The organism is Mesorhizobium sp. WSM1386 (assembly GCF_055901595.1).
Genome location: NZ_CM148373.1, coordinates 1031472 through 1051117, shown reverse-complemented (window position 1 = coordinate 1051117; position 19646 = coordinate 1031472). Strand labels below are relative to the sequence as shown.

Sequence of the window (19646 nt, the reverse complement as noted above, 5' to 3'; positions counted from 1 at the left end):
GGAGGGAGCAAAAGAATGAACTACTGGCTGTTCAAATCCGAACCCTCGGTTTTCTCCTTCGAGGCCTTGAAGGCCAAGGGCAAGGCCGGCACGCAATGGGACGGCGTGCGCAACTACGCCGCGCGCAACAACATGAAGGCCATGCAGATCGGCGACCTCGGCTTCTTCTACCACTCCAATGAGGGGTTGAACGTGGTCGGCATCGCCGAGGTCTGCGCGCTCGCCCATCCCGACAGCACCACCGACGACCCGCGCTGGGAGTGCGTCGACATCCGCGCCTTCAAGGAGGTGCCCAACCCGCCGACGCTGGGGGAGATCAAGGCCAATCCCAAACTTGCCGACATGGCGCTGGTGCGGCTCGGACGGCTTTCCGTGCAGCCGGTGACCCCAGCCGAATGGAAGGAAGTCTGCCGCATGGGCGGCCTGACGCCTGCTCCGTGACGGTACTCACGCCAAACAGCGCGCAAAAATTCATCCTCGACAACACGGCACTGATGGCGCCGCCGCATGTGCCGGAGGTTCTTCTGCACCTCGCCGACGAGGCGCACGACCTCTGGCAACGGACCGAGGACGAACTGGTCGAGATCGGCCTGCCGCCGCCCTTCTGGGCATTTGCCTGGGCCGGCGGCCAGGGCCTCGCCCGCCATGTCATCGACAATCCCGGTACCGTGCGGGGCAAGCGCGTGCTCGACTTTGCCTCGGGCTCCGGCCTCGTCGCCATCGCCGCCACCAAAGCGGGCGCCGCCGAGGTGATGGCCGCCGACATCGATCCGTTCTGCGCCACGGCGATCCGTCTCAACAGCGAGGCCAATGATGCCCAGGTCCAATTCCTCGGCATGGATTGCGTCGGCACCGATGCGGGCTGGGACGTGGTCCTGGCCGGCGATGTCTTCTACGACAAGCCTTTCGCTGACCGGCTGATGCCTTGGTTCTCGGCTCTCAAACGGCGCGGCGCCGATATCCTGATCGGCGATCCCGGCCGCTCCTACCTGCCGCGATCGGGGCTGGAGCCGCTTGGCGTCTACGAAGTGCCGGTGACGCGGGCGCTCGAGGATGCCGAGGTAAAGCGCACGACTGTCTGGCGACTTGCTTGACGCCGTCGCCGAACAGGCGTTTCCATAAATTTGTATCTGGAGCAATTCCAGGAAAAGTGTGAGCGGTTTTCCGTCTGGAATTGCGTCAAAATAAAGAGTTGGAGCGGTTCGCCGTTTCCATGAAACGGTGAAACGCTCTGGAGGGGGAAGCTGATGGATTTTTCGGCAGTGAACTGGCTGGCGGTGATCGTCGCCGCCATCGTCGCCTGGTTGTTCGGCGCGGCCTGGTACATGACGTTGAGCAAGCCGTGGCTCAAAGCCGCCAAGCTCGATCCGGCGACGATTAAGAAATCGCCGCTGCCCTTCGTCGTCAGCTTCATCGCCGAACTGGTCATGGCCACCATCATGGCGCTGGTCGTCGGCGCGATGACCGGTGGTGAGCCGACATGGCTTGCCGGCCTTGTCTTCGGCTTCGTGCTTTGGCTGGGGTTCGTGGCGACGACACTCTCGGTCAACCATCGCTACGAGAATTTCGGCTGGGACCTGACCCTCATCGACGGCGGCCATTGGCTGGGTGTCTTGCTGATCATCGGGGCGGTGATCGGCTGGTTCGGCGCCGTGGCAAGCTGAGACGGCGGGTTGACGATGGCGGATGAGTCCGGATTTCCGCGGGACCTGGTGTTCACCCGCGTCTGTCACGTCAAGCAAGGCTATGACGACCGGCGCCGGCACATCGTGCGCGAGTTCGAGCGGCGCGGCGTGCCGGTCTACTTCTACACCGAATGGGACCGCCCGGACGTCACCCCGGAAATCCGCGCCGAATTGGTCGCTCCCGGCTTTGTCCACCCGCCTGCCGTCTCGCTGGCGCTGAAGCATGTCGGTATCTGGCGCGATTTCCTCGAGACCGACCTGCCCTATTGCTTGGTGTTCGAGGACGACGTTTTCCTCGCTCGCGACTTTGTGGCCAAGTTCCGCCAGGGACTGGCCGAACTCGGCAGCCCCGACCGCAAGGCCGTCATCTATCTCGGCAATGGCAGCAACTACTACACACCGAGCTGGAACCTGCGGAAGGGCCGAAGGCTCTACCCCGCGCTGCATGCCAGATGCACCGATTCCTATCTCATCACCCGCCCGGTCGCCGAAGCCCGCTGTGCCTGGATCAACCAAAACAAGATATCCACGTCGATCGATCACCAGGTCGAACGGATGGATGACCAACTCGGCATTGAAATGCTGTGGTTCGAACGGCCGATTGTCGAACAAGGCAGCGAGAACGGAGCTTTTCAGACGTCCATTTCGGGGAAAAACTATCCGCGCCTGTACAAAAGCGTGAAATGGAAGTGGAAGAAATACACCCGCATGATCTTTGGCCACAACGCCCGGTCGTGAGCGGAGTTGACGGTCTATACCCTGTCCGTCGTGCGCGTCCTGGCCACTTCCTCCAGGATCCAGTCGCGAAAGGCGACGATGCGCGGATCGTCGGCCATGGCCTGGGGATAGACCAGGAAATAGGCGAATTCGGGCGCGACCTTGATGCCGAGCTCGAAAGGCCGCACCAGCCGGCCCTCGGACAGATCGTTGGCCACCATGGCGAAATCGGCGAGCGCGACGGCGTTGCCGTCGATCGCCGCCTGGATGGCATCCGAGGAATTGACGAAGACGATTGTCCGGCTGTTGTCGAAATCGTCGACACCGGCCGCCGCCATCCACATGCGCCAGTTCGGCCATGTCACGCCCTGGCGCGCCCACTCGATATGGGCAAGCGTGTGGTGGAAGAGATCGCGCGGCTCGCGCAAGGGCGGCCCGGACGCCAGAAGGCCCGGGCTGCACACCGGAACGATGACGTTGTCGAACAGGCGGTGCGCGCACAGACCCGGATATTTGCCGGCGCCGAAACGGATGCCGACATCGACATCGTCGAGATCGAAATCGCGCAGCCCGTAGGCGATGTCGAACCGAAGCTCGATGCCCGGCCGCTGCTTGCGAAAATCCTCGACCCGCCGCATCAGCCATTTTGTCGCGAACTGGGCGTCCAGCGTCACCTTCAGAAATTCCGTCCCGCGCGCTATCTTGCGCGCCCGCATGGCGGCCCGGCCAAGCAGGTCGAGCGCATCGGTCGCAGCCTCGAACAGCACCGTGCCCGCCTCCGTCAGCCGGATCGTGCGGCTGGTGCGCGTGAAAAGCACGATGCCGAGCTGATCCTCGATTTCCTTGATCTGGTGGCTGACCGCGGCCGGCGTCAGGCCAAGCTCGTCGGCGGCACGGGTGAAATTGAGGTGCCTGGCCGCCGCCTCCAGCGTCCTCAGCGCCCGCGTTCCCGGCAGCAGGGTCGCCATCAGCGTGGGATCTCGGCGAAGCGGTCCATGGCGCTCTCAATCCTCAAACAAAACTTGATGATCGAGAAAAAACTACTCGTTTCTTCCCACGATTTCAATCGGGCATGATGTGAAGATCGAAACACCATCAAACCGGATTTGATGTCCGGACGAACGGATGCCATCATGTCTCACACCGCTTTTCATCCTGCATATACCGCCCGCCCGGCCCGGCTGGCGGCGATCCGTGCCTGGCTGCGTCAAGCCAGGGTCGCGATCAATCTTCCGCACCAGAACGTCGAGGACCTGTCCGATCGCCAACTGCGCGATATCGGCGCCGGCCGCAAGGACATCGCCCGGGCAATGGACCGCGAGATGGGCCGGCTAGGCCTTCTCGACATCGGCTGGCAACAGCCCAAGCGAAAGGAGTAGGGAGTAGGGAGTAGGGAGTAGGGAGTAGGGAGTAGGGAGTAGGGAGTAGGGAAATTAGACGGCATCGACGCGTAACCCTACTGCCTACTGCCTACTGCCTACTGCCTACTGCCTACTGCCTACTGCCTACTGCCTACCTCACCACCCTGACCACCGTCCTGTCCGACAGCAGTGGCAAAAGCCGCGCCATGGTCCGCGCCGTCACCGCGACGCAGCCTTGCGTCGGCGTGAAGCCTGGCCGCGCCAGGTGGAAGAAGATGGCGCTGCCGCGCCCGCGGCGGCGCGGCGCGATGTTCCAGTCGAGCACCAGGCAGGCGTCATACAGCCGGTCGTCGCGCCGCATGCGTTCATGGCTGGCGCCATAGGGAATCTTGACCGGACGGTTGTAGTTGCGGTCATCAGGCACCTCGCACCAGCCGAGATCGGGCCCGATCGGCGTCATCGCCAGCCGGGTCCGGCGCGCGCCGGCAAACTGATCCCCCCGGAAATAGCCTGACAGCACCCGCATCGAGCCGAGCGGCGTGGCGCCATCGCCCTCACGCTTGTCGGCCGAGATGCCGCTACGCCCCAGCGCGCAGGCAAATACCGTGTTTCCGGCCTGCAGCAGGCCCTGGGTTGGGTGCCCGGGCCTCGCCCGCACGGTCAGCACACGCAGCCGTTTTACCAAAATTGCGCCGGCTGCATTGCGATCGCGTTTTTTCTTGTATGATCGTGCCACGGAACAAATCACTGTGATCGGCTGTTGTGCCGGCCAGCTTCCGCATAAATACGCAGCGGTCAACTGAATTCACTTTTCAAAACAACGGATTGATCCATGACTTCACGCACCATCCTGATCGTCGACGACGATGACGACCTGCGCGGCACACTGGTCGAGCAATTGTCCCTCTACGAGGAATTCGACGTGCTGCAGGAAGCGACTGCGGCAAAAGGCGTCAACACGGCGCGCGGCGGCCTCATCGATCTGCTCATCATGGATGTCGGCCTCCCCGACATGGATGGCCGCGAGGCGGTGAAGATCCTGCGCAAGGGCGGCTACAAGGCGCCCATCATCATGCTGACCGGCCACGACACCGATTCGGACACGATTCTCGGTCTCGAGGCCGGCGCCAACGACTATGTGACGAAGCCGTTCCGCTTCGCGGTGCTTCTGGCACGCATCCGCGCGCAGCTGCGCCAACATGAGCAGAGCGAGGACGCCACCTTCTCGGTCGGCCCCTACACCTTCAAACCCAGCCAGAAGCTGCTTATCGACCCGCGCGGCGCCAAGGTGCGGCTGACGGAAAAGGAAGCCTCGATCATCAAATATCTCTATCGCGCCGACCAGAAGGTGGTGACGCGCGACGTGCTGCTCGAGGAGGTCTGGGGCTACAATTCCGGCGTCACCACGCACACGCTGGAAACCCATGTCTACCGGTTGCGCCAGAAGATCGAGCGCGATCCTTCCAATGCGGAAATTCTTGTGACAGAAAGCGGTGGCTACAAGCTGGTTCCTTAAACATTTCATTATCCAATGAGCGGTCTGGGCGGGACCGCTTTCGGGTGCGATCCTGTCGGAGGGGATTCAGGGTCTGCTCGTGAAGGAGGGATTGGACTGACCGTTCGGGGACGCAGCTAGAGATGGCGTTGGATGACGACATCCGCATCCTGTCCGCCGTGAGGCTCTTCGAGGGCTTCACGCAGGAACAATTGCGCCTGCTCGCCTTCGGCGCCGAGAACACCGTGCTGCAAGCCAACCACAAGCTTTACCGCGAGGACGACGAGGCCGATTCAGCCTATATCGTGGTCAGCGGGCGCATCGTGCTCTACCGCGAGCAGAATGGCGCGCGCATCCCGATCGGTACGGCCGGCCCCGGCACCATCCTGAGCGAACTGGCATTGATCGCCGACACCAACCGGCTGACCAGCGCGTCGGCCGAGATCGACTCGGAAGTGATCCGGCTCAGCCGCAAGATGTTCCGCCGCATCCTGGAGGAATATCCGGAAGTCGCGGTGAAGTTGCATGAGCGCATATCCGAGGAATTCCAGGCGATGATCCGCCGCATCGAGAAACTGGCGCCACGCTTTTCGGAGTGAGCTACTCCAGGTCGAACCGCGCAATCACCGGCACGTGGTCCGATGGGCGTTCCCAACCGCGCGCCAGGCGCAGGATTTCGTAGCCGGTGAAACTTGGCACCAGGTTCGGCGACGACCAGACATGGTCGAGCCGCCGGCCCCGGTTCGACGCTTCCCAGTCCTGCGCGCGATAGCTCCACCAGGTGTAGAGCTTCTGTTCTGATGGTACGTTAAGCCGCATCAGGTCGACCCAATTGCCGGCCAGCCGCATCGCTTCGAAGTTCTCGGTCTCGACCGGTGTGTGGCTGACCACGTTGAGCAATTGCTTGTGCGACCAGACATCATGTTCGAGCGGCGCGATGTTGAGGTCGCCGACCAGGACCGAAGCCGACACCTCGTCATGCTCGGCGCGGATGGCGTTCATTTCGGCAACGAAATCGAGCTTGTGCTTGAATTTCTTGTTGATCTCGGGGTTTGGTTCGTCGCCGCCCGCCGGAACGTAGAAATTGTGCACCAGGATCGTCTTGCCGCCGGCCCGCACCGTCACCGAAAGGTGCCGGCTGTCCTCGATCTCGCAAAAACGGCGCTTCTCGACCACCGCGATCGGCCGCCGCGCCACCGTCGCCACGCCGTGGTAGCCCTTCTGGCCGTGGAAGGCGATGTGCTCGTAGCCGAGCTTGCGGAACGCCTTTTCGGGAAACAGCTCGTCGGGAACCTTGGTTTCCTGCAGGCACAGCACATCCGGTGCCTGCTCGACCAGCAAGCGCTCGACGATCGGCATGCGCAGGCGCACGGAGTTGATGTTCCAGGTGGCGATGGAAAAGGGCATGCGCGGGAATCCAGTCCGGGGCAGAGCAAGCCCCGCCAGCTCTAGGACGGCCGGACAGGACATTGTGCCCTATGAAGTTGGTTCCCGAACTACTGCCAGCCGCGCGATATAAAAACAAGCGGGTGCTAACCGCCAATCTCAGCGCCGCCCCTCATTGCCCTGCCGGGCATTTCTCCCCGTAAACGGGGAGAAAGAAGCTGGCCGGGCCGCGGCGCCTTCTTTCAACGCTTGCAATTGGCGAAATCGGCGATGACAGCGTCCTTCTCCCCGTTCACGGGGAGAAGATGGCGGCAGCCAGATGAGGGGCAGCGCCAACGCCCAAAAACCTTGCCGCAGCGACGGAAGCTACCTTGTCTTCGTATTCAGCTCGCGGTTCGCCGTATAGTCGATGGCAAAGGTATCCGGGGCGAAGCTGACGCCTTCCTTGGTGTTGAAGATCATCACCGTGGTGTCCTTGCCCTGCGCATCGGTGATCGTCCACTGGCGCAAATCATAGGTTTTTGGATCGAACATCATGGTGATGCGCGCATTGCCGAACACCGACTTGTCGGAAAGCTGGATGGTGGTGAGATCATCCTCTTGCTTGACGCTTTTGACGCGGTCGCCGGAGAGATCGATGCGGTCGTCGAGCAAAAGTTTCAGCGGCGTTTTCGACAGCGGATAGAGATCGGACGTGTTCATTTTCTTGTTGAGGATGACCACCGACTTGCCGTCGGAGATCACCTTGAAGTTCGACGAGCCGTCATAGTTGAAGCGGATCTTGCCCGGCCGTTCCAGGAAGAACTTGCCGCCGGTCTGCTCGCCCTTGGGGCCGAACTGGACGAATTCGCCACTCATTGATTTGACCGCGGAAAAATGGTCGGCGATCTTCTGCGCGGCCGCCGGCACGGCCGCCTGCGCCGAGGCCAGCAGCTGGAACCCGGGCACCAAATTGATGGCCGCCGCACCCGCGAAGGCAAGGCCAAGGCCGAGCAGCTGGCGGCGTGTCGGGGCAAGATCGCTGAGCACTGAAAGATCGTTTTTCATATCGGTCACTCTCGTCTGATTCCTGATTTGGTGGCTGTGGTGGACCCCCAGTTGGGCTTAAGTTTGACCGGGCGAACGCTGCTTCGTGCCATGAACGCGCCAGAAAGTTCAAAGTTGCCGCGAACGCCCCTTTGTCAGAATTTGTCGTCTTCGGTCGGCACCAGGATTTCGCGTTTTCCCGCATGGTTGGCCGGTCCGACAATGCCTTCCTTTTCCATCTTCTCGATGATCGAGGCGGCGCGGTTGTAGCCGATGCCGAGACGGCGCTGGATATAGCTGGTCGACGCCTTGCCGTCGCGCAGCACCACGGCGACCGCCTGGTCGTAGGGGTCGTCGGAATCCTCGAAATTGCCGCCGCCACCACCGCCCGATCCGCCCTTGCCGGACGGTTCGTCATCATCCTCGTCGTCATCTTCGGTGATGGCGTCGAGATATTCCGGCACGCCCTGCAGCTTCAGATGCGCAACGATCTTCTCCACCTCTTCGTCGGCGACGAAGGGGCCGTGCACGCGCTGGATGCGGCCGCCGCCGGCCATGTAGAGCATGTCGCCCATGCCGAGCAGCTGTTCGGCGCCCTGCTCGCCCAGGATGGTGCGGCTGTCGATCTTCGACGTCACCTGGAAGGAGATGCGGGTCGGGAAGTTGGCCTTGATGGTGCCGGTGATGACGTCGACCGACGGACGCTGCGTCGCCATGATGACGTGGATGCCGGCGGCACGCGCCATCTGCGCCAGGCGCTGCACCGCACCTTCGATGTCCTTGCCGGCGACCATCATCAGGTCGGCCATTTCGTCGATGATGACGACGATGTAGGGCATCGGCTCGAGATCGAGATTCTCGGTCTCGTAGATCGCCTCGCCCGTCTGGCGGTCGAAGCCGGTCTGCACCGTGCGCGAAATCTTCTCGCCCTTCTTCTCGGCCTGTTGGACGCGTGCGTTGAAACCGTCGATGTTGCGCACGCCGACCTTGGACATCTTGCGGTAGCGGTCCTCCATCTCGCGCACGGTCCATTTCAGCGCCACGACGGCCTTCTTCGGATCGGTGACGACGGGCGTCAGCAGATGCGGGATGCCGTCATAGACGGAGAGTTCCAGCATCTTCGGGTCGATCATGATCAGCCGGCATTCCTGCGGCGTCAGCCGGTAGAGCAGCGACAGGATCATGGTGTTGATGGCGACCGACTTGCCTGAGCCGGTGGTGCCGGCGACCAGCACGTGCGGCATCTTGGCGATGTCGACGATGACCGCCTCGCCATTGATGGTCTTGCCCAGCGCCAGCGCCAGCTTGGCCTTGGTGGTCTCGAAGTCGCGGCTGGCCATGATCTCACGCAGATACACCGTCTCGCGCTTGGCGTTCGGCAGCTCAATGCCGATGGCGTTGCGCCCCGGCACCACCGCGACGCGGCAGGCGATCGCGCTCATCGAGCGGGCGATGTCGTCGGCAAGGCCGATGACGCGTGACGATTTGATGCCCGGCGCCGGTTCGAGCTCGTAGAGCGTCACGACGGGACCCGGGCGGACGGCGATGATCTCGCCCTTGACGCCGAAATCTTCCAGAACGCCTTCGAGCAGGCGCGCATTCTGTTCCAGCGCGTCCTTGGAGAGGCTTGGGTCTCGTGCGACGTTCTTCGGTTCGGACAGGAAATGCAGCGACGGCATTTCGAACGTGTCCGAGCCGATCATCGATGTCTGCGCCTCGCGCTGGACGCGGGCACCCGGGGCCGGGCGCGGCGCCGGCGCCTCGACGCGGGTGGCGGCATCGGAACGGAACTGCTGTACCTTGGCCGTGGGGGCACGGCGCGGGGTGACGGGCTCCTCGTCGAAATCCATGTCCCGGTCGTCGCGATCGAAGATGTCGTCATCGTCGGGATCGACGGAAACGCTGCGGTCATTGACCATGGCGGCGAAGAATTCCGGCTCGACGCGGGCGCGGCCGTCCTGGCTCATGCGTGATTCGGCGAACTCGGCCGATTCGACCCGTTCGGCGGCACGGCGCCAGGCGCTGGCGCGCGGCTCCATCTCCGGCTCGTACTCGTCCCGCTCGCGCTGGCGGCGCACGGCGCGGCGGTGCATCCATGCACGCAACGAGAGCCACCAATGGGTAATCGCACCGAGCGCCAATATGCCCTCGTCGCCCTCATCCTCGTCATTGTCGAACAAAAGCTCGTCCTCGCGTGGGTCAGCGGCGGCCGGCTCTTCCATGACGGCGAAGCCGTTCTTGCGTCCGGTCAGCGCCGCGCCGTAGGCGAACAGCCAGAGCGCCGGCGCGGCCAAAAGCACGGCAAGCACGCTGGCGATCAGCCCGGTCGGATAGCCGCCGATGAGGACACCGGGAATCTTGAGCACCATGTCGCCGAACACGCCGCCGAGGCCGGTCGGCAGCGGCCAGGTCTTGGGCGGGACGATGCAGCCGGCGATCGCGGCGCAGAGCAGCGCGAAACCGAACCAGTACAGGCCGCGCTTGGGCAGCCTGTCGACGCCGCGCGCCGAAAACAGGAGGTAGCCCCAGATCACCGCCGGAACCAGCGCGGCAACCGCGGCGAGGCCGAAAAACTGCATGGCAAGGTCGGAGAACACCGCGCCGGCATAGCCCATGGCGTTGGTGACGATGTTGTTCGTCGCGTGCGAGAAGCTTGGATCGGCAACGTTCCAGGTGGCGAGGCTGGCGATCCCGAAGGCAACAGTCAGGAACAGGCCGACGCCGACAAGCCGGCCGACCTGGCGTCGCGCGAAAGCCTGGATGCCGTGCCCCGTATCGGCCATCGCGAGCGGTGCTGAAGCCCCTGAACGCATGCTCTTCCCCGTCAGTGATTGCCTAGCCCGAGCGCATGACGCACTCCGGCAGATTCGGAGGCCAGACTAGCCGTGGGAAGGTTAAGGCTGCATTAACTATAAGACCGGTGGAGCCACTCCCATTGCATGAAAATCTTCCGGCCAACCCAGCCGCATGAAAATGGCGGGCGCGTTGGCCCGCCATCCATTTGTTTTGGGATCGGGCAGCGCGTTACTTGTTGGCCCCGCCGAGCGCCTTCACATTGGCGCAGAACTCGGCATGAGGCTTGCTCATCGCCGCGTCCTGGCATTCCTTCATCATGGCGTCCTGCTTCTCCTTCGGCATGGCCATGAAGGCGGCCTTGAATTCTTCCATCGGCTTCATGGTTTTCATGCTGGAATCGGTGAAGAACGGCGCCATGTTGTCCGGTTCGTCGAGAGCACCGGCAACTGCCACGCCACTGACCATGCAAAGCGCGAGTGCCCCGAGGCAGATATTCTTGAAGTTCATGAGAAAATTCCTTCCCTGTGTTTAAAAAGCGATCGTCGGAACGGCGATTCGTCCCCACAGTTCGAGGCCTGGGCGGTCGATGTTTCCTCGAAAAACTTGTTCACGCGAACGTGATTGCGTGAATCCCGGCAGCGGCAGAATGCCTGCACCAAAAAAAGAGGCCCGGATGCGATCCGGGCCTCAAGGCGTGAACTCCTTTCGGGAGTGTCACGACGGGATCTTCTTCGAGGCAATTGCAGGGTGCAAGTGCATTGCCGCCCGCGATTGCGTGGAACAGGCAGGGGACCGGCGGGAGGAGGATCCGCCGGTCCCGTTGGCCAAGCCGGCCTTACGGCACGACTTCGCCATGCTGGGAGATGTCGAGACCCTCGACCTCTTCCTGGGTCGTCGGGCGCAGCCCAACCAGTGCCTTGACGACGTAGAGGATCACGAAGGTGGCGACGGCCGTCCACACGATGGTGACCGCGACGCCGTAGATCTGCTTGCCGAGCGAAGCGCCCGACGACAGGCTATTGATCGCGGGATCGGCCAGCACGCCGGTGAGCAGGGCGCCGACCACGCCGCCGACGCCGTGCACGCCAAAGGCGTCCAGCGAGTCGTCATAGCCGAACATGTGCTTCACCTTGACCGCCGAGATGTAGCAGATGACGCCGGCAAGGATGCCGACGATGAAGGCGCCGGTCGGGTTGACGAAGCCGGAAGCCGGCGTCACCGCGACGAGGCCGGCGACGGCACCCGAGATGATGCCGAGCACCGAAGGCTTCTTGGCGACGATCCATTCGGCGAACATCCAGGCCAGCGCCGCCGCGGCGGTGGCAACCTGGGTGTTGAGCATGGCCGCACCGGCAAGGCCGTCAGCCGCCAGTTCCGAACCGGCGTTGAAGCCGAACCAGCCAACCCACAGCAGTGAGGCGCCGATCACCGAATAGACCAGGTTGTGCGGCGCCATGTTGGTGGTGCCGTAGCCTTCGCGCTTGCCCAGGACCAGTGCGCAGACCAGGCCCGCGACACCGGCATTGATGTGGACGACCGTGCCGCCGGCGAAGTCGAGCACGCCGGCTGAGCCGAGGAAGCCGCCGCCCCAGACCCAATGCGCGATCGGCACGTAGACGATGAGCAGCCAGAGCGCCATGAAGATCAGCAGTGCCGAGAATTTGAATCGTTCGGCGAAGGCGCCGGCAATCAGCGCCGGGGTGATGATGGCAAAGGTCATCTGGAACATCGAGAAGACGAACTCGGGTATGTTCGCGACCCCCGGCAGCCACAACGACGAGGTCGTGATGCCGTGGTGGAAGAATTTCGAGGCGCCGCCAATATAGCTGTTCATGCCGCCGCCGTCGGAGAAGGCCAGCGAATAGCCGAACATGAACCACAGCACCGTCACCAGGCAGGTGATGGCAAAGCTCTGCATGATGGTGGCAAGCACGTTCTTCTTGCGCACCATGCCGCCGTAGAACAGCGCCAGGCCGGGGATGGTCATCATCAGCACCAGCGCCGTCGAGGTCAGCATCCAGGCGGTGTTGCCGGTGTCGAGCACTGGCGTTGGCGCGGCGGCCGGAGCCGCTTCCTGCGCGAAGGCGGCGACGCTGCCCAACGCTGCGAGAGCGAGCGAGCCCAAAAGGGCGGCGCGTCCCGTCGTCTTCAAGGTAGAAGAAATATTCATTGAACTCTCCATTGGAATACGTGTTCGCGGCTCAGAGCGCGTCGGTGTCTGTTTCGCCGGTGCGGATGCGCACCGCCTGATCGATGCCGAAAACGAAGATCTTGCCGTCGCCGATCTGGCCGGTCTTGGCCGCCGCCGTGATGGCTTCGACGGCCTTGTCGACCATGTCGCCACTGACTGCGACCTCGATCTTGATCTTCGGCAGGAAACTGACCGCGTATTCCGCACCGCGATAGATTTCCGTATGCCCCTTCTGACGCCCGTAGCCTTTGACTTCGGTGACGGTCAGGCCCTGGATGCCGACGGCGGTCAGCGCTTCGCGTACCTCGTCGAGCTTGAACGGCTTGATGATTGCCATCACGATTTTCATAAGGTTTCACCCTTTGCTGTTGCGGTGACCCGCGTTTGCACGACTTCACCGATCCCAAAGAGCCGGAGAGTGCCAACTAGGATTCAAGCTTCATGCCAATTGCGGAGGCAGAACATTAACCCGTTGTAAACAAAAGGATTGAGAGGCTGTCGGCCGCCTCGTGCACGCAGGCACGCCAAAGCGTATGCACAAAAAATGTGCAATTTTTCGAAATTGCCTATTTCGCCGGCTTTGTGCATGGGACCGAAACACGGAGCCGGTTTTCGCGGACAAACGGTTTTCGTTTGTCCAGAGATCCTGCTCAAACAAGACTCGCATTGCTCAACGCTTGAGCCGGATCAAGCCTTCCTGGGCCATCGAGGCGATCAGCGTGCCGTCGCGTGCATAGAGCGTACCGCGGCTGAAGCCGCGCGATCCCGAGCTCGACGGGCTGTCCTGCGCATAGAGCAGCCAGCCGTCGAGCGCGTGCGGCCGGTGGAACCACATGGAATGGTCGAGGCTCGCCGCCTGGATATCGGGATCGAACAGGCCGCGCCCATGCGCGAAGGTCGAGGTGTCGAGCAGCGTCATGTCGGAGAGATAGGCGAGCAGCACCGACTGCAGCGCCCGGTCGTCGGGAACCGGCCCGGCAAGGCGGATCCAGACATTCTGGCGGGGCGGCAGCTTGTCGCGGCTTTCATAGTGCTGGAGATTGACCGGCCTGAGCTCCAGCGGCCGCTCGCGCGCCCAGAAGCGGCGCACCGCGTCCGGCACGCGCTCGGCTTTTTCGAGCAGCTGACGCTGCGTCTGCAGACCTTCCGGCGGCGGCACGTCGTCGGGCAGCGCGAATTGGTGTTCGAGCCCCTTCTCGTCGACCTGGAACGAGGCTTCCAGCGAAAAGATCGCATGTCCGTGCTGAATCGCCAGCACGCGGCGGGTGGTGAAGGAGCCGCCGTCGCGAATGCGGTCGACCTCGTAGATGATCGGCACCTTGATGTCGCCAGGCCGCATGAAATAGCCGTGCAGCGAATGCACGAAGCGGTCAGGCTCCACCGTACGCTGCGCCGCCACCAGGGCCTGGGCGATGGTCTGGCCGCCGAACACGCGCTGCCACTCCACCTGGGGGCTGCGACCACGATACAGATTGTGTTCCAGCCTCTCGAGGTCGAGAATGCCGAGAAGCTCGTCCATGGCCGCCGTCATGTTTTGTGACCTCGCCTCAAAATTGCTATGGCGGTTTCCGACAGGAAGAACGAGCCGTCAAGGGCGCAAGCCCCGGTCGACGCGCAAGGAGCCAAGACTATGGAACGCAAGGCGGACGCCAAGACCAGATCCGGACTCGATGTCCTCGTCGCCGGCGCCGGCTATGTCGGCCTGGCCACCGCCGTCTCGCTGAAGCAGGCCCGCCCGGGCCTTGCCGTGGCGCTGGTCGATGCCGCGCCTACCGGCGCCTGGCAAAGGGATGGCCGCGCCTCGGCGATCGCCGCGGCCGCCTGCCGCATGCTCGACCAGCTCGGCGTCTGGGCCGAGATCGCGCCGCGGGCGCAGGCGATCACCGAGATGATCATCACCGATTCGCGCAGCGCCGACCCGGTGCGCCCGGTCTTCCTGACCTTCGGCGGCGAAGTGGCGCCGGGCGAGCCCTTCGCGCATATGGTGGCCAACCGGGCGCTGAACGGCGCCTTGCGGGTCAGGGCCGAAAAGCTCGGCATCGACATCATCGAAGGCGTTGCCGTCCAAGGCTTCGAAACCAATAGTGCCGGCATCACGGTGCATCTGGCCGACGGTGCCGCACTGACGGCGCGGCTTTTGGTTGCCGCCGACGGTGTCAATTCGAAGCTGCGCGACATGGCCGGCATCAAGACCGTGAAGTGGGACTATGGCCAGTCGGGCATCGTCTGCACCGTGGCGCATGAACGCCCGCACAATGGCCGCGCCGAAGAGCACTTTTTGCCGGCCGGCCCCTTCGCCACCTTGCCGCTGAAACCCGACGAGGACGGCACCAACCGCTCGTCGATCGTCTGGGTCGAACGCGCGGAAGATGCCAAGGCGCTCGTGGAAGGCGACGATCTCGTCTTCGAGCACGAACTCGAACTGCGCTTCGGCCTGAAGCTCGGCGAAATCCGCGTCGCCGACAAACCGCGCGCCTGGCCGCTCGGCCTGACCATCGCGCGTGCCTTCGTCGCCCCGCGCATCGCGCTCGCCGGCGACGCCGCCCATGGCATCCACCCGATCGCCGGACAGGGCCTCAATCTCGGCTTCAAGGATGTGGCCGCCCTTGCCGAGGTGATCGTCGAGGCGGACCGGCTCGGCCAGGACATCGGCGCGCTCGACGTGCTCGAGCGCTACCAGCAATGGCGCCGCTTCGACACGGTGCAGATGGGCGTCACGACGGATGTGCTGAACCGGCTGTTTTCCAACGACATCGCCCCGCTGCGCACCGTCCGCGACATCGGCCTCGGCCTCGTCGAACGCATGCCGCGCCTGAAGGATTTCTTCATCCGCCAGGCGTCGGGACTGTCCGCCGGCACGCCGCGCCTGTTGAAGGGCGAAGCGATCTGACCGTCTCACGGGCGGACACACCAGGGTGTGCGGTCAAGCCTAATTGACCTCGAAACCGAGCTTCTGCCGCAGCCGCAAAATGCGTTGGTCGGCGATCTCGAGGCGCTTCTCGCCGCCCTGGGCGGCGCGGTTGACCATCTGCAGGAGATCGTTGCGTTCCGACACGTCAAGACGCTCGCGCAGGAACGGCGCCAGTTTGTCGATGACGATCGTCGTGTCGTCGATCTGCGAGACCGCCCATTTGGCGTAGATCACCGCCTCGTCGGTCTTCTTCTTGTCGGCGATTTCCGAGATCACCGACCGGATGACGGCCTCGCGCTGCGGCAGCACCGGCCCGTCCTCGGAGACGATCGCGGTGATGAGCGTTGCCGCCGCCACCACCGGGTCGTCGATCGCCGTCAGCGGCGACAGGGCCGCCTGCTTGCGCAGTTTCTTGCGACGCACGGAGCCCTGGACCCGGCCGATCACATCGGCAACGTCACGCGCGGCCTCGTTCATGGCCTTCATCCGGTACCACCAGAGCGCCGCCGCTCCGAGCACGCCAAGAACAGCAATCAGGAAAGGCATGTCGGATTCCCCCAAGATCCCGGCGACGATAGGAGAACTCTCGGCTTGCTTCAACGGCGAAGAAATCTCGGCCGCTCAGCCAGGCACCTATTCCGTTGGGCCGCAGGCAAACAATCCTGCCTATGATCCCGGCACATTGTAGATCGCTCGCACCTCGATGGTGCCCAGTTCAGCCAGCGGAATGTCGCCGGCGATGTCCAGCGCCTGCTCGAGACTGTCGGCTTCGATCATCACGAAACCGAGCAGTTGCTCCTTGGTTTCGGCGAAAGGGCCGTCGGTGATCAGGCGCTTGCCCTCGCGCCGTCGCACCGACTTCGACGTCCTCACCGATTGCAGCGCCTGCGCGATGATCAGCTTGCCCGCTTGATCCAGGGACCTGTCATAGGCCAGCGAATCGGCATCGAGCTTGGCCATCCCCTCCGGGGTCAGCGCGTAGAGGTCTTTCTCCTCACCATAGACCAGGCAGACATATTTCATTTCGAACTCCCGTGCCGGGATGAATCATAGGATGCCGCGACGAGCGTGTCAGCCTTGCCGTCGACCGCCGCCGCATGCTCGAGAAAGCACGCCGCGACCGCGATGATGGCGACAGCCGCCAGCAGCCTGCCGAAACCGGACGCCGGCGGATCCAGCCAGAAGTCTTGCCGTCGCTGAGCCTTGTGGCCCGGGTTGTTCCACAGCGCGAAAAACAGATTATCCATGTGAACCTCCATCCGGCCACAACCCCGTGGCCGCCCGCAGGACGGTCGGGCCGGATGGAAGTCGACATTTTTGCACGCACTTTTTTTCAAAAAGTTCTAAACCGTCGCAGCCCAACACCGCACAATGTCCAAAGAGCACAGTGGCCTTCGTGTCCGCGCGCGCTATAGTTGGCCTGACGCCGGGCTCACCCAGGCAACCAGCCAAGACAACCGGCCACCGCAACCAAGGAGGACTTCATGGACCGCACTGCAAACGCCGTCTGGAAAGGCAATCTGAAAGAGGGCCAGGGCACGCTCGACACGCAGAGCGGGACGCTCAAGGGCACGCCCTATTCGTTCAAGGCGCGCTTCGAGGACGAGAGCGGTAAATCCGGCACCAATCCGGAAGAGCTGATCGCGGCGGCTCACGCCGGCTGCTACGCCATGCAGCTTTCGCACTTCCTGGCCGAGAATGGCACGCCCGCCGCCGAACTCGATGCCAAGGCCGTGGTGACGCTGGTCCCCGGCACCGGCATCACCGGCAGCGCCATCACGCTGGTCGGCAAGGTGCCGGGCATCGACGCGGCGAAATTTGGGGAATTGGCCGAGAAAGCCAAGGCCGAGTGCCCGGTCTCGAAGGCGCTCGGCGCCATCAACGTATCGCTCGACGCCCGGCTCGGCTGAGCAGGCCGACCTGAAGTGACGAACGCCGGCCTGAGAGCCGGCGTTTTCGTTATGGGCGCCGGGCGCCCTGAGCGGCAACCCTCAACCGCCCAGCGCGTCAAGCCGGGCGCGTAGTGCGGCGACTTCCTGCTCCAGCGCCTCCAATCTCGCCTCCAGGTCGGAGGCAGGCATGGCTGGCGCGCTCCGCTGCGCCGAAAGGGCGGCAATGTCCACCGGGCCGGCGAGAAGATGCACGTAGCGGTCCTCGCGTTGGCCTGGCCCGCGCGGGATTTCCTGGATCAGCGGGGGGCGACGGCCGATCAGCATATCGAGTTCACCCCGCAGCGCCTCGATCGACGAAAACCGCGCCATGCGCTCGGCGCGCGCCAAGAGTTCATGCGCCGTCTGCGGCCCGCGCAACAGGAGCAGGCCGAGCAAGGCGGTCTGCGGCGTGGTCAGCGAGAAGCGCTGCGCCATCTGATGCTCATAGCGCTCCACGCGCGAGCCGAACATCTGCCGCACCAGCCCCTTCTGCTCGAGCAGCTTCAGTGCCCGGTGCACCTCTGTCTGCTCCAGCGCCATCACAGGTTCGCGCGCCGTCTTCTGGTTGGCTGCGGCAAGTGCGGCATTGAGCGTCAGCGGATAGACATCCGGCGTCAGCTCCTTCTTCTCGATCAGGCAGCCAAGCACGCGGGCTTCGACGGGGGAAAGGATGGGAAGGTCTTCGCTCATTGGATGAGTATCCTTTTTGAGGTCGAGGGACAGCACCCCCCTCTGTCCTGCCGGACATCTCCCCCGCAAGGGGGGAGATCAACAGCTTCAGCGCTGTCCATCCACTCTTGCAACGGTGGAAAGTAGCGAAAGTCGAGATGACGGCCAATCTCCCCCCTTGCGGGGGAGATGTCCGGCAGGACAGAGGGGGGTGTGACGGATCGCTACAGACGACAATTTCGTCGAGACTAACCTCCGCCTAAACCCGTCTCTCCACCATCATCTTCTTGATCTCGGCGATTGCCTTGGCCGGGTTCAGCCCCTTGGGACAGGTCTGGGCGCAGTTCATGATGGTATGGCAGCGATAGAGCCGGAACGGGTCCTCGAGATTGTCGAGGCGCTCGCCCTTGGCTTCGTCGCGGCTGTCGATCAGCCAGCGATAGGCCTGCAGCAGGGTTGCCGGGCCGAGATAGCGGTCGCCGTTCCACCAGTAGCTCGGGCACGAGGTCGAGCAGCAGGCGCACAGGATGCACTCGTAGAGCCCGTCGAGCTTCTCGCGGTCCTCATGGCTCTGCAGCCATTCCTTGGCCGGCTCCGGCGACACCGTCTTCAGCCACGGCTCGATGGAGGCGTGCTGGGCGTAGAAATTGGTGAGGTCGGGCACCAGATCCTTCACCACCTGCATGTGCGGCAGCGGGTAGACTTTCACGGCGCCGGAAATGTCGTCGCAGCCCTTGGTGCAGGCCAGCGTGTTGGAGCCGTCGATGTTCATGGCGCAGGAGCCGCAAATGCCTTCGCGGCAGGAGCGACGCAAGGCCAGCGTCGGGTCGATCTTGTTCTTGATCCACAGCAGCGCGTCGAGCACCATCGGCCCGCAATCGTCCATGTCGACGAAATAGGTGTCGATGCGCGGATTCTCATCATCGTCGGGCGACCAGCGGTAGATGCGGTATTCCCGCAGATTGGTGGCGCCCTCCGGCTTCGGCCAGGTCTTGCCCTGCTGGATCTTCGAGTTCTTGGGGAGCGTCAGTTCGACCATTTACCTCAGGTCCTTTCGGATGACGAGCTTCAGCCCGGACCAGATTTCATTGACGGCGGCGACCTTCACATCGACAAGATCGAGCTTCAGCGCTTCAGTGCGGACAACGCCTTCGGTGACGTCGGTCGGCACCTTCGACGCCTTTTTCGGCCAGGACACCCAGACCATACCGTCGCGCTTGATCGCCGCCTCGACATCGCCCAGGCGATCCTCGATCTCGGCGCGCTGCCGGGTGAAGGCATGGACGGCGTCGTATCTTTGATGGCTGCCCGAAATGTCGGACCATTGGGCAAGCCGGTCGACCTCGGCAAAATCGACGGCGCCGGCCAATGCATCGAGTTCCGCAGGCAGCGCGATGAAGGCGGCGGTCATACCGTCCTTCAGGCCGAGCTTGGCCGGAAGAGGCGTGCCGGAATATCCCGCTGCCGCCAGCGCCATG

24 protein-coding genes are annotated in these 19646 nt (G+C 63.4%); 9 read left to right on the top strand and 15 right to left on the bottom strand.

What is annotated here, in order from left to right:
* The first annotated feature begins 15 nt into the window (after positions 1-15).
* The 4 genes from AC0NIH_RS05100 to AC0NIH_RS05085 all read left to right on the top strand — a co-directional run bounded on the left by AC0NIH_RS05100 (position 16) and on the right by AC0NIH_RS05085 (position 2423).
* Positions 16-441, top strand: coding sequence for an EVE domain-containing protein (locus AC0NIH_RS05100; protein WP_023765939.1), 426 nt, complete (start codon positions 16-18; stop codon positions 439-441).
* Positions 396-1094, top strand: a complete 699-nt coding sequence (locus AC0NIH_RS05095) for a class I SAM-dependent methyltransferase (protein ID WP_473460891.1) — start codon at positions 396-398, stop codon at positions 1092-1094. The genes AC0NIH_RS05100 and AC0NIH_RS05095 overlap by 46 nt, the downstream gene beginning before the upstream one ends.
* A 153-nt stretch (positions 1095-1247) precedes the next feature.
* A complete protein-coding gene (locus AC0NIH_RS05090; RefSeq protein WP_023765937.1) occupies positions 1248-1664 on the top strand; it encodes a DUF1761 domain-containing protein in 417 nt (138 codons plus the stop codon).
* Positions 1665-1679: 15 nt separating this feature from the next.
* Positions 1680-2423: a glycosyltransferase family 25 protein gene (locus AC0NIH_RS05085; RefSeq protein ID WP_023778858.1), complete on the top strand. Its 744-nt coding sequence runs from the start codon at positions 1680-1682 to the stop codon at positions 2421-2423.
* Positions 2424-2437: 14 nt separating this feature from the next.
* On the opposite strand, the gene gcvA is transcribed toward AC0NIH_RS05085, so the two are convergent.
* Positions 2438-3370, bottom strand: coding sequence for a transcriptional regulator GcvA (gene gcvA, locus AC0NIH_RS05080; RefSeq protein ID WP_473460888.1), 933 nt, complete (start codon positions 3368-3370; stop codon positions 2438-2440).
* Positions 3371-3535: 165 nt separating this feature from the next.
* On the opposite strand from gcvA, the gene AC0NIH_RS05075 reads away from it, so the two are divergent.
* Positions 3536-3781 (top strand): hypothetical protein, encoded by a 246-nt coding sequence (locus AC0NIH_RS05075; RefSeq protein WP_473460886.1) that lies wholly within the window; start codon positions 3536-3538, stop codon positions 3779-3781.
* Between the two features lie 133 nt (positions 3782-3914).
* On the opposite strand, the gene AC0NIH_RS05070 is transcribed toward AC0NIH_RS05075, so the two are convergent.
* A complete protein-coding gene (locus AC0NIH_RS05070) occupies positions 3915-4451 on the bottom strand; it encodes a L,D-transpeptidase family protein (RefSeq protein WP_198028439.1) in 537 nt (178 codons plus the stop codon).
* Between the two features lie 144 nt (positions 4452-4595).
* Here AC0NIH_RS05070 and AC0NIH_RS05065 point away from each other — a divergent pair, with 144 nt between their 5' ends.
* Together AC0NIH_RS05065 and AC0NIH_RS05060 are read left to right on the top strand one after the other, a co-directional pair.
* Positions 4596-5279, top strand: coding sequence for a response regulator transcription factor (locus tag AC0NIH_RS05065; RefSeq protein WP_023765932.1), 684 nt, complete (start codon positions 4596-4598; stop codon positions 5277-5279).
* 122 nt (positions 5280-5401) lie between these two features.
* On the top strand, positions 5402-5857 hold the full coding sequence (locus tag AC0NIH_RS05060) for a Crp/Fnr family transcriptional regulator (RefSeq protein WP_023765931.1): 456 nt from the start codon (positions 5402-5404) through the stop codon (positions 5855-5857).
* Position 5858: 1 nt separating this feature from the next.
* Here the strand turns inward: AC0NIH_RS05060 and AC0NIH_RS05055 are convergent, their stop codons facing one another.
* The 7 genes from AC0NIH_RS05055 to tesB all read right to left on the bottom strand — a co-directional run bounded on the left by AC0NIH_RS05055 (position 5859) and on the right by tesB (position 14188).
* Complete coding sequence (locus AC0NIH_RS05055) at positions 5859-6665, bottom strand: exodeoxyribonuclease III (protein WP_352712154.1); 807 nt, start codon at positions 6663-6665, stop codon at positions 5859-5861.
* A gap of 345 nt (positions 6666-7010) precedes the next feature.
* Positions 7011-7691, bottom strand: a complete 681-nt coding sequence (locus tag AC0NIH_RS05050) for an outer-membrane lipoprotein carrier protein LolA (RefSeq protein ID WP_013892296.1) — start codon at positions 7689-7691, stop codon at positions 7011-7013.
* Positions 7692-7825: 134 nt separating this feature from the next.
* Positions 7826-10483 carry a DNA translocase FtsK gene (locus AC0NIH_RS05045; RefSeq protein ID WP_473460883.1) on the bottom strand — a complete coding sequence of 886 codons (2658 nt, stop codon included), beginning with the start codon at positions 10481-10483 and terminating at the stop codon, positions 7826-7828.
* Positions 10484-10694: 211 nt separating this feature from the next.
* Positions 10695-10973, bottom strand: a complete 279-nt coding sequence (locus AC0NIH_RS05040; protein WP_473460881.1) for a hypothetical protein — start codon at positions 10971-10973, stop codon at positions 10695-10697.
* A gap of 328 nt (positions 10974-11301) precedes the next feature.
* The gene (locus AC0NIH_RS05035; RefSeq protein WP_473461165.1) at positions 11302-12618 is read right to left on the bottom strand and encodes an ammonium transporter; all 1317 of its coding nucleotides are present in this window, start codon (positions 12616-12618) and stop codon (positions 11302-11304) included.
* Between the two features lie 49 nt (positions 12619-12667).
* Positions 12668-13006 carry a P-II family nitrogen regulator gene (locus AC0NIH_RS05030; protein WP_023765926.1) on the bottom strand — a complete coding sequence of 113 codons (339 nt, stop codon included), beginning with the start codon at positions 13004-13006 and terminating at the stop codon, positions 12668-12670.
* A 321-nt stretch (positions 13007-13327) separates the two neighbouring features.
* Positions 13328-14188, bottom strand: coding sequence for an acyl-CoA thioesterase II (gene tesB / locus AC0NIH_RS05025; protein WP_473460879.1), 861 nt, complete (start codon positions 14186-14188; stop codon positions 13328-13330).
* A gap of 99 nt (positions 14189-14287) precedes the next feature.
* Here tesB and AC0NIH_RS05020 point away from each other — a divergent pair, with 99 nt between their 5' ends.
* A complete protein-coding gene (locus AC0NIH_RS05020) occupies positions 14288-15547 on the top strand; it encodes a ubiquinone biosynthesis hydroxylase (RefSeq protein ID WP_287272082.1) in 1260 nt (419 codons plus the stop codon).
* 39 nt (positions 15548-15586) lie between these two features.
* Here AC0NIH_RS05020 and AC0NIH_RS05015 read toward each other — a convergent pair whose 3' ends face one another.
* The 3 genes from AC0NIH_RS05015 to AC0NIH_RS05005 all read right to left on the bottom strand — a co-directional run bounded on the left by AC0NIH_RS05015 (position 15587) and on the right by AC0NIH_RS05005 (position 16815).
* The gene (locus tag AC0NIH_RS05015) at positions 15587-16114 is read right to left on the bottom strand and encodes a hypothetical protein (RefSeq protein ID WP_023765923.1); all 528 of its coding nucleotides are present in this window, start codon (positions 16112-16114) and stop codon (positions 15587-15589) included.
* A gap of 120 nt (positions 16115-16234) precedes the next feature.
* Positions 16235-16591 (bottom strand): YciI family protein, encoded by a 357-nt coding sequence (locus AC0NIH_RS05010; RefSeq protein ID WP_023778868.1) that lies wholly within the window; start codon positions 16589-16591, stop codon positions 16235-16237.
* On the bottom strand, positions 16588-16815 hold the full coding sequence (locus AC0NIH_RS05005; RefSeq protein ID WP_287272078.1) for a hypothetical protein: 228 nt from the start codon (positions 16813-16815) through the stop codon (positions 16588-16590). Before AC0NIH_RS05005 ends, AC0NIH_RS05010 begins: the two co-directional genes overlap by 4 nt.
* Positions 16816-17052: 237 nt before the next feature.
* Between AC0NIH_RS05005 and AC0NIH_RS05000 the strand changes: the two genes are divergently transcribed.
* Positions 17053-17478, top strand: a complete 426-nt coding sequence (locus tag AC0NIH_RS05000) for an OsmC family protein (protein ID WP_013892286.1) — start codon at positions 17053-17055, stop codon at positions 17476-17478.
* An 81-nt stretch (positions 17479-17559) separates the two neighbouring features.
* Here the strand turns inward: AC0NIH_RS05000 and AC0NIH_RS04995 are convergent, their stop codons facing one another.
* From AC0NIH_RS04995 to AC0NIH_RS04985, 3 genes are all read right to left on the bottom strand, one after another.
* Positions 17560-18189: a YceH family protein gene (locus AC0NIH_RS04995; RefSeq protein WP_023778870.1), complete on the bottom strand. Its 630-nt coding sequence runs from the start codon at positions 18187-18189 to the stop codon at positions 17560-17562.
* A 238-nt stretch (positions 18190-18427) separates the two neighbouring features.
* Positions 18428-19207 (bottom strand): succinate dehydrogenase iron-sulfur subunit, encoded by a 780-nt coding sequence (locus AC0NIH_RS04990; RefSeq protein WP_023765919.1) that lies wholly within the window; start codon positions 19205-19207, stop codon positions 18428-18430.
* On the bottom strand, positions 19208-19645 hold the full coding sequence (locus AC0NIH_RS04985) for a DUF3052 family protein (protein ID WP_473460875.1): 438 nt from the start codon (positions 19643-19645) through the stop codon (positions 19208-19210). It lies immediately after the preceding gene.
* Between the last annotated feature and the right edge of the window lies 1 nt (position 19646).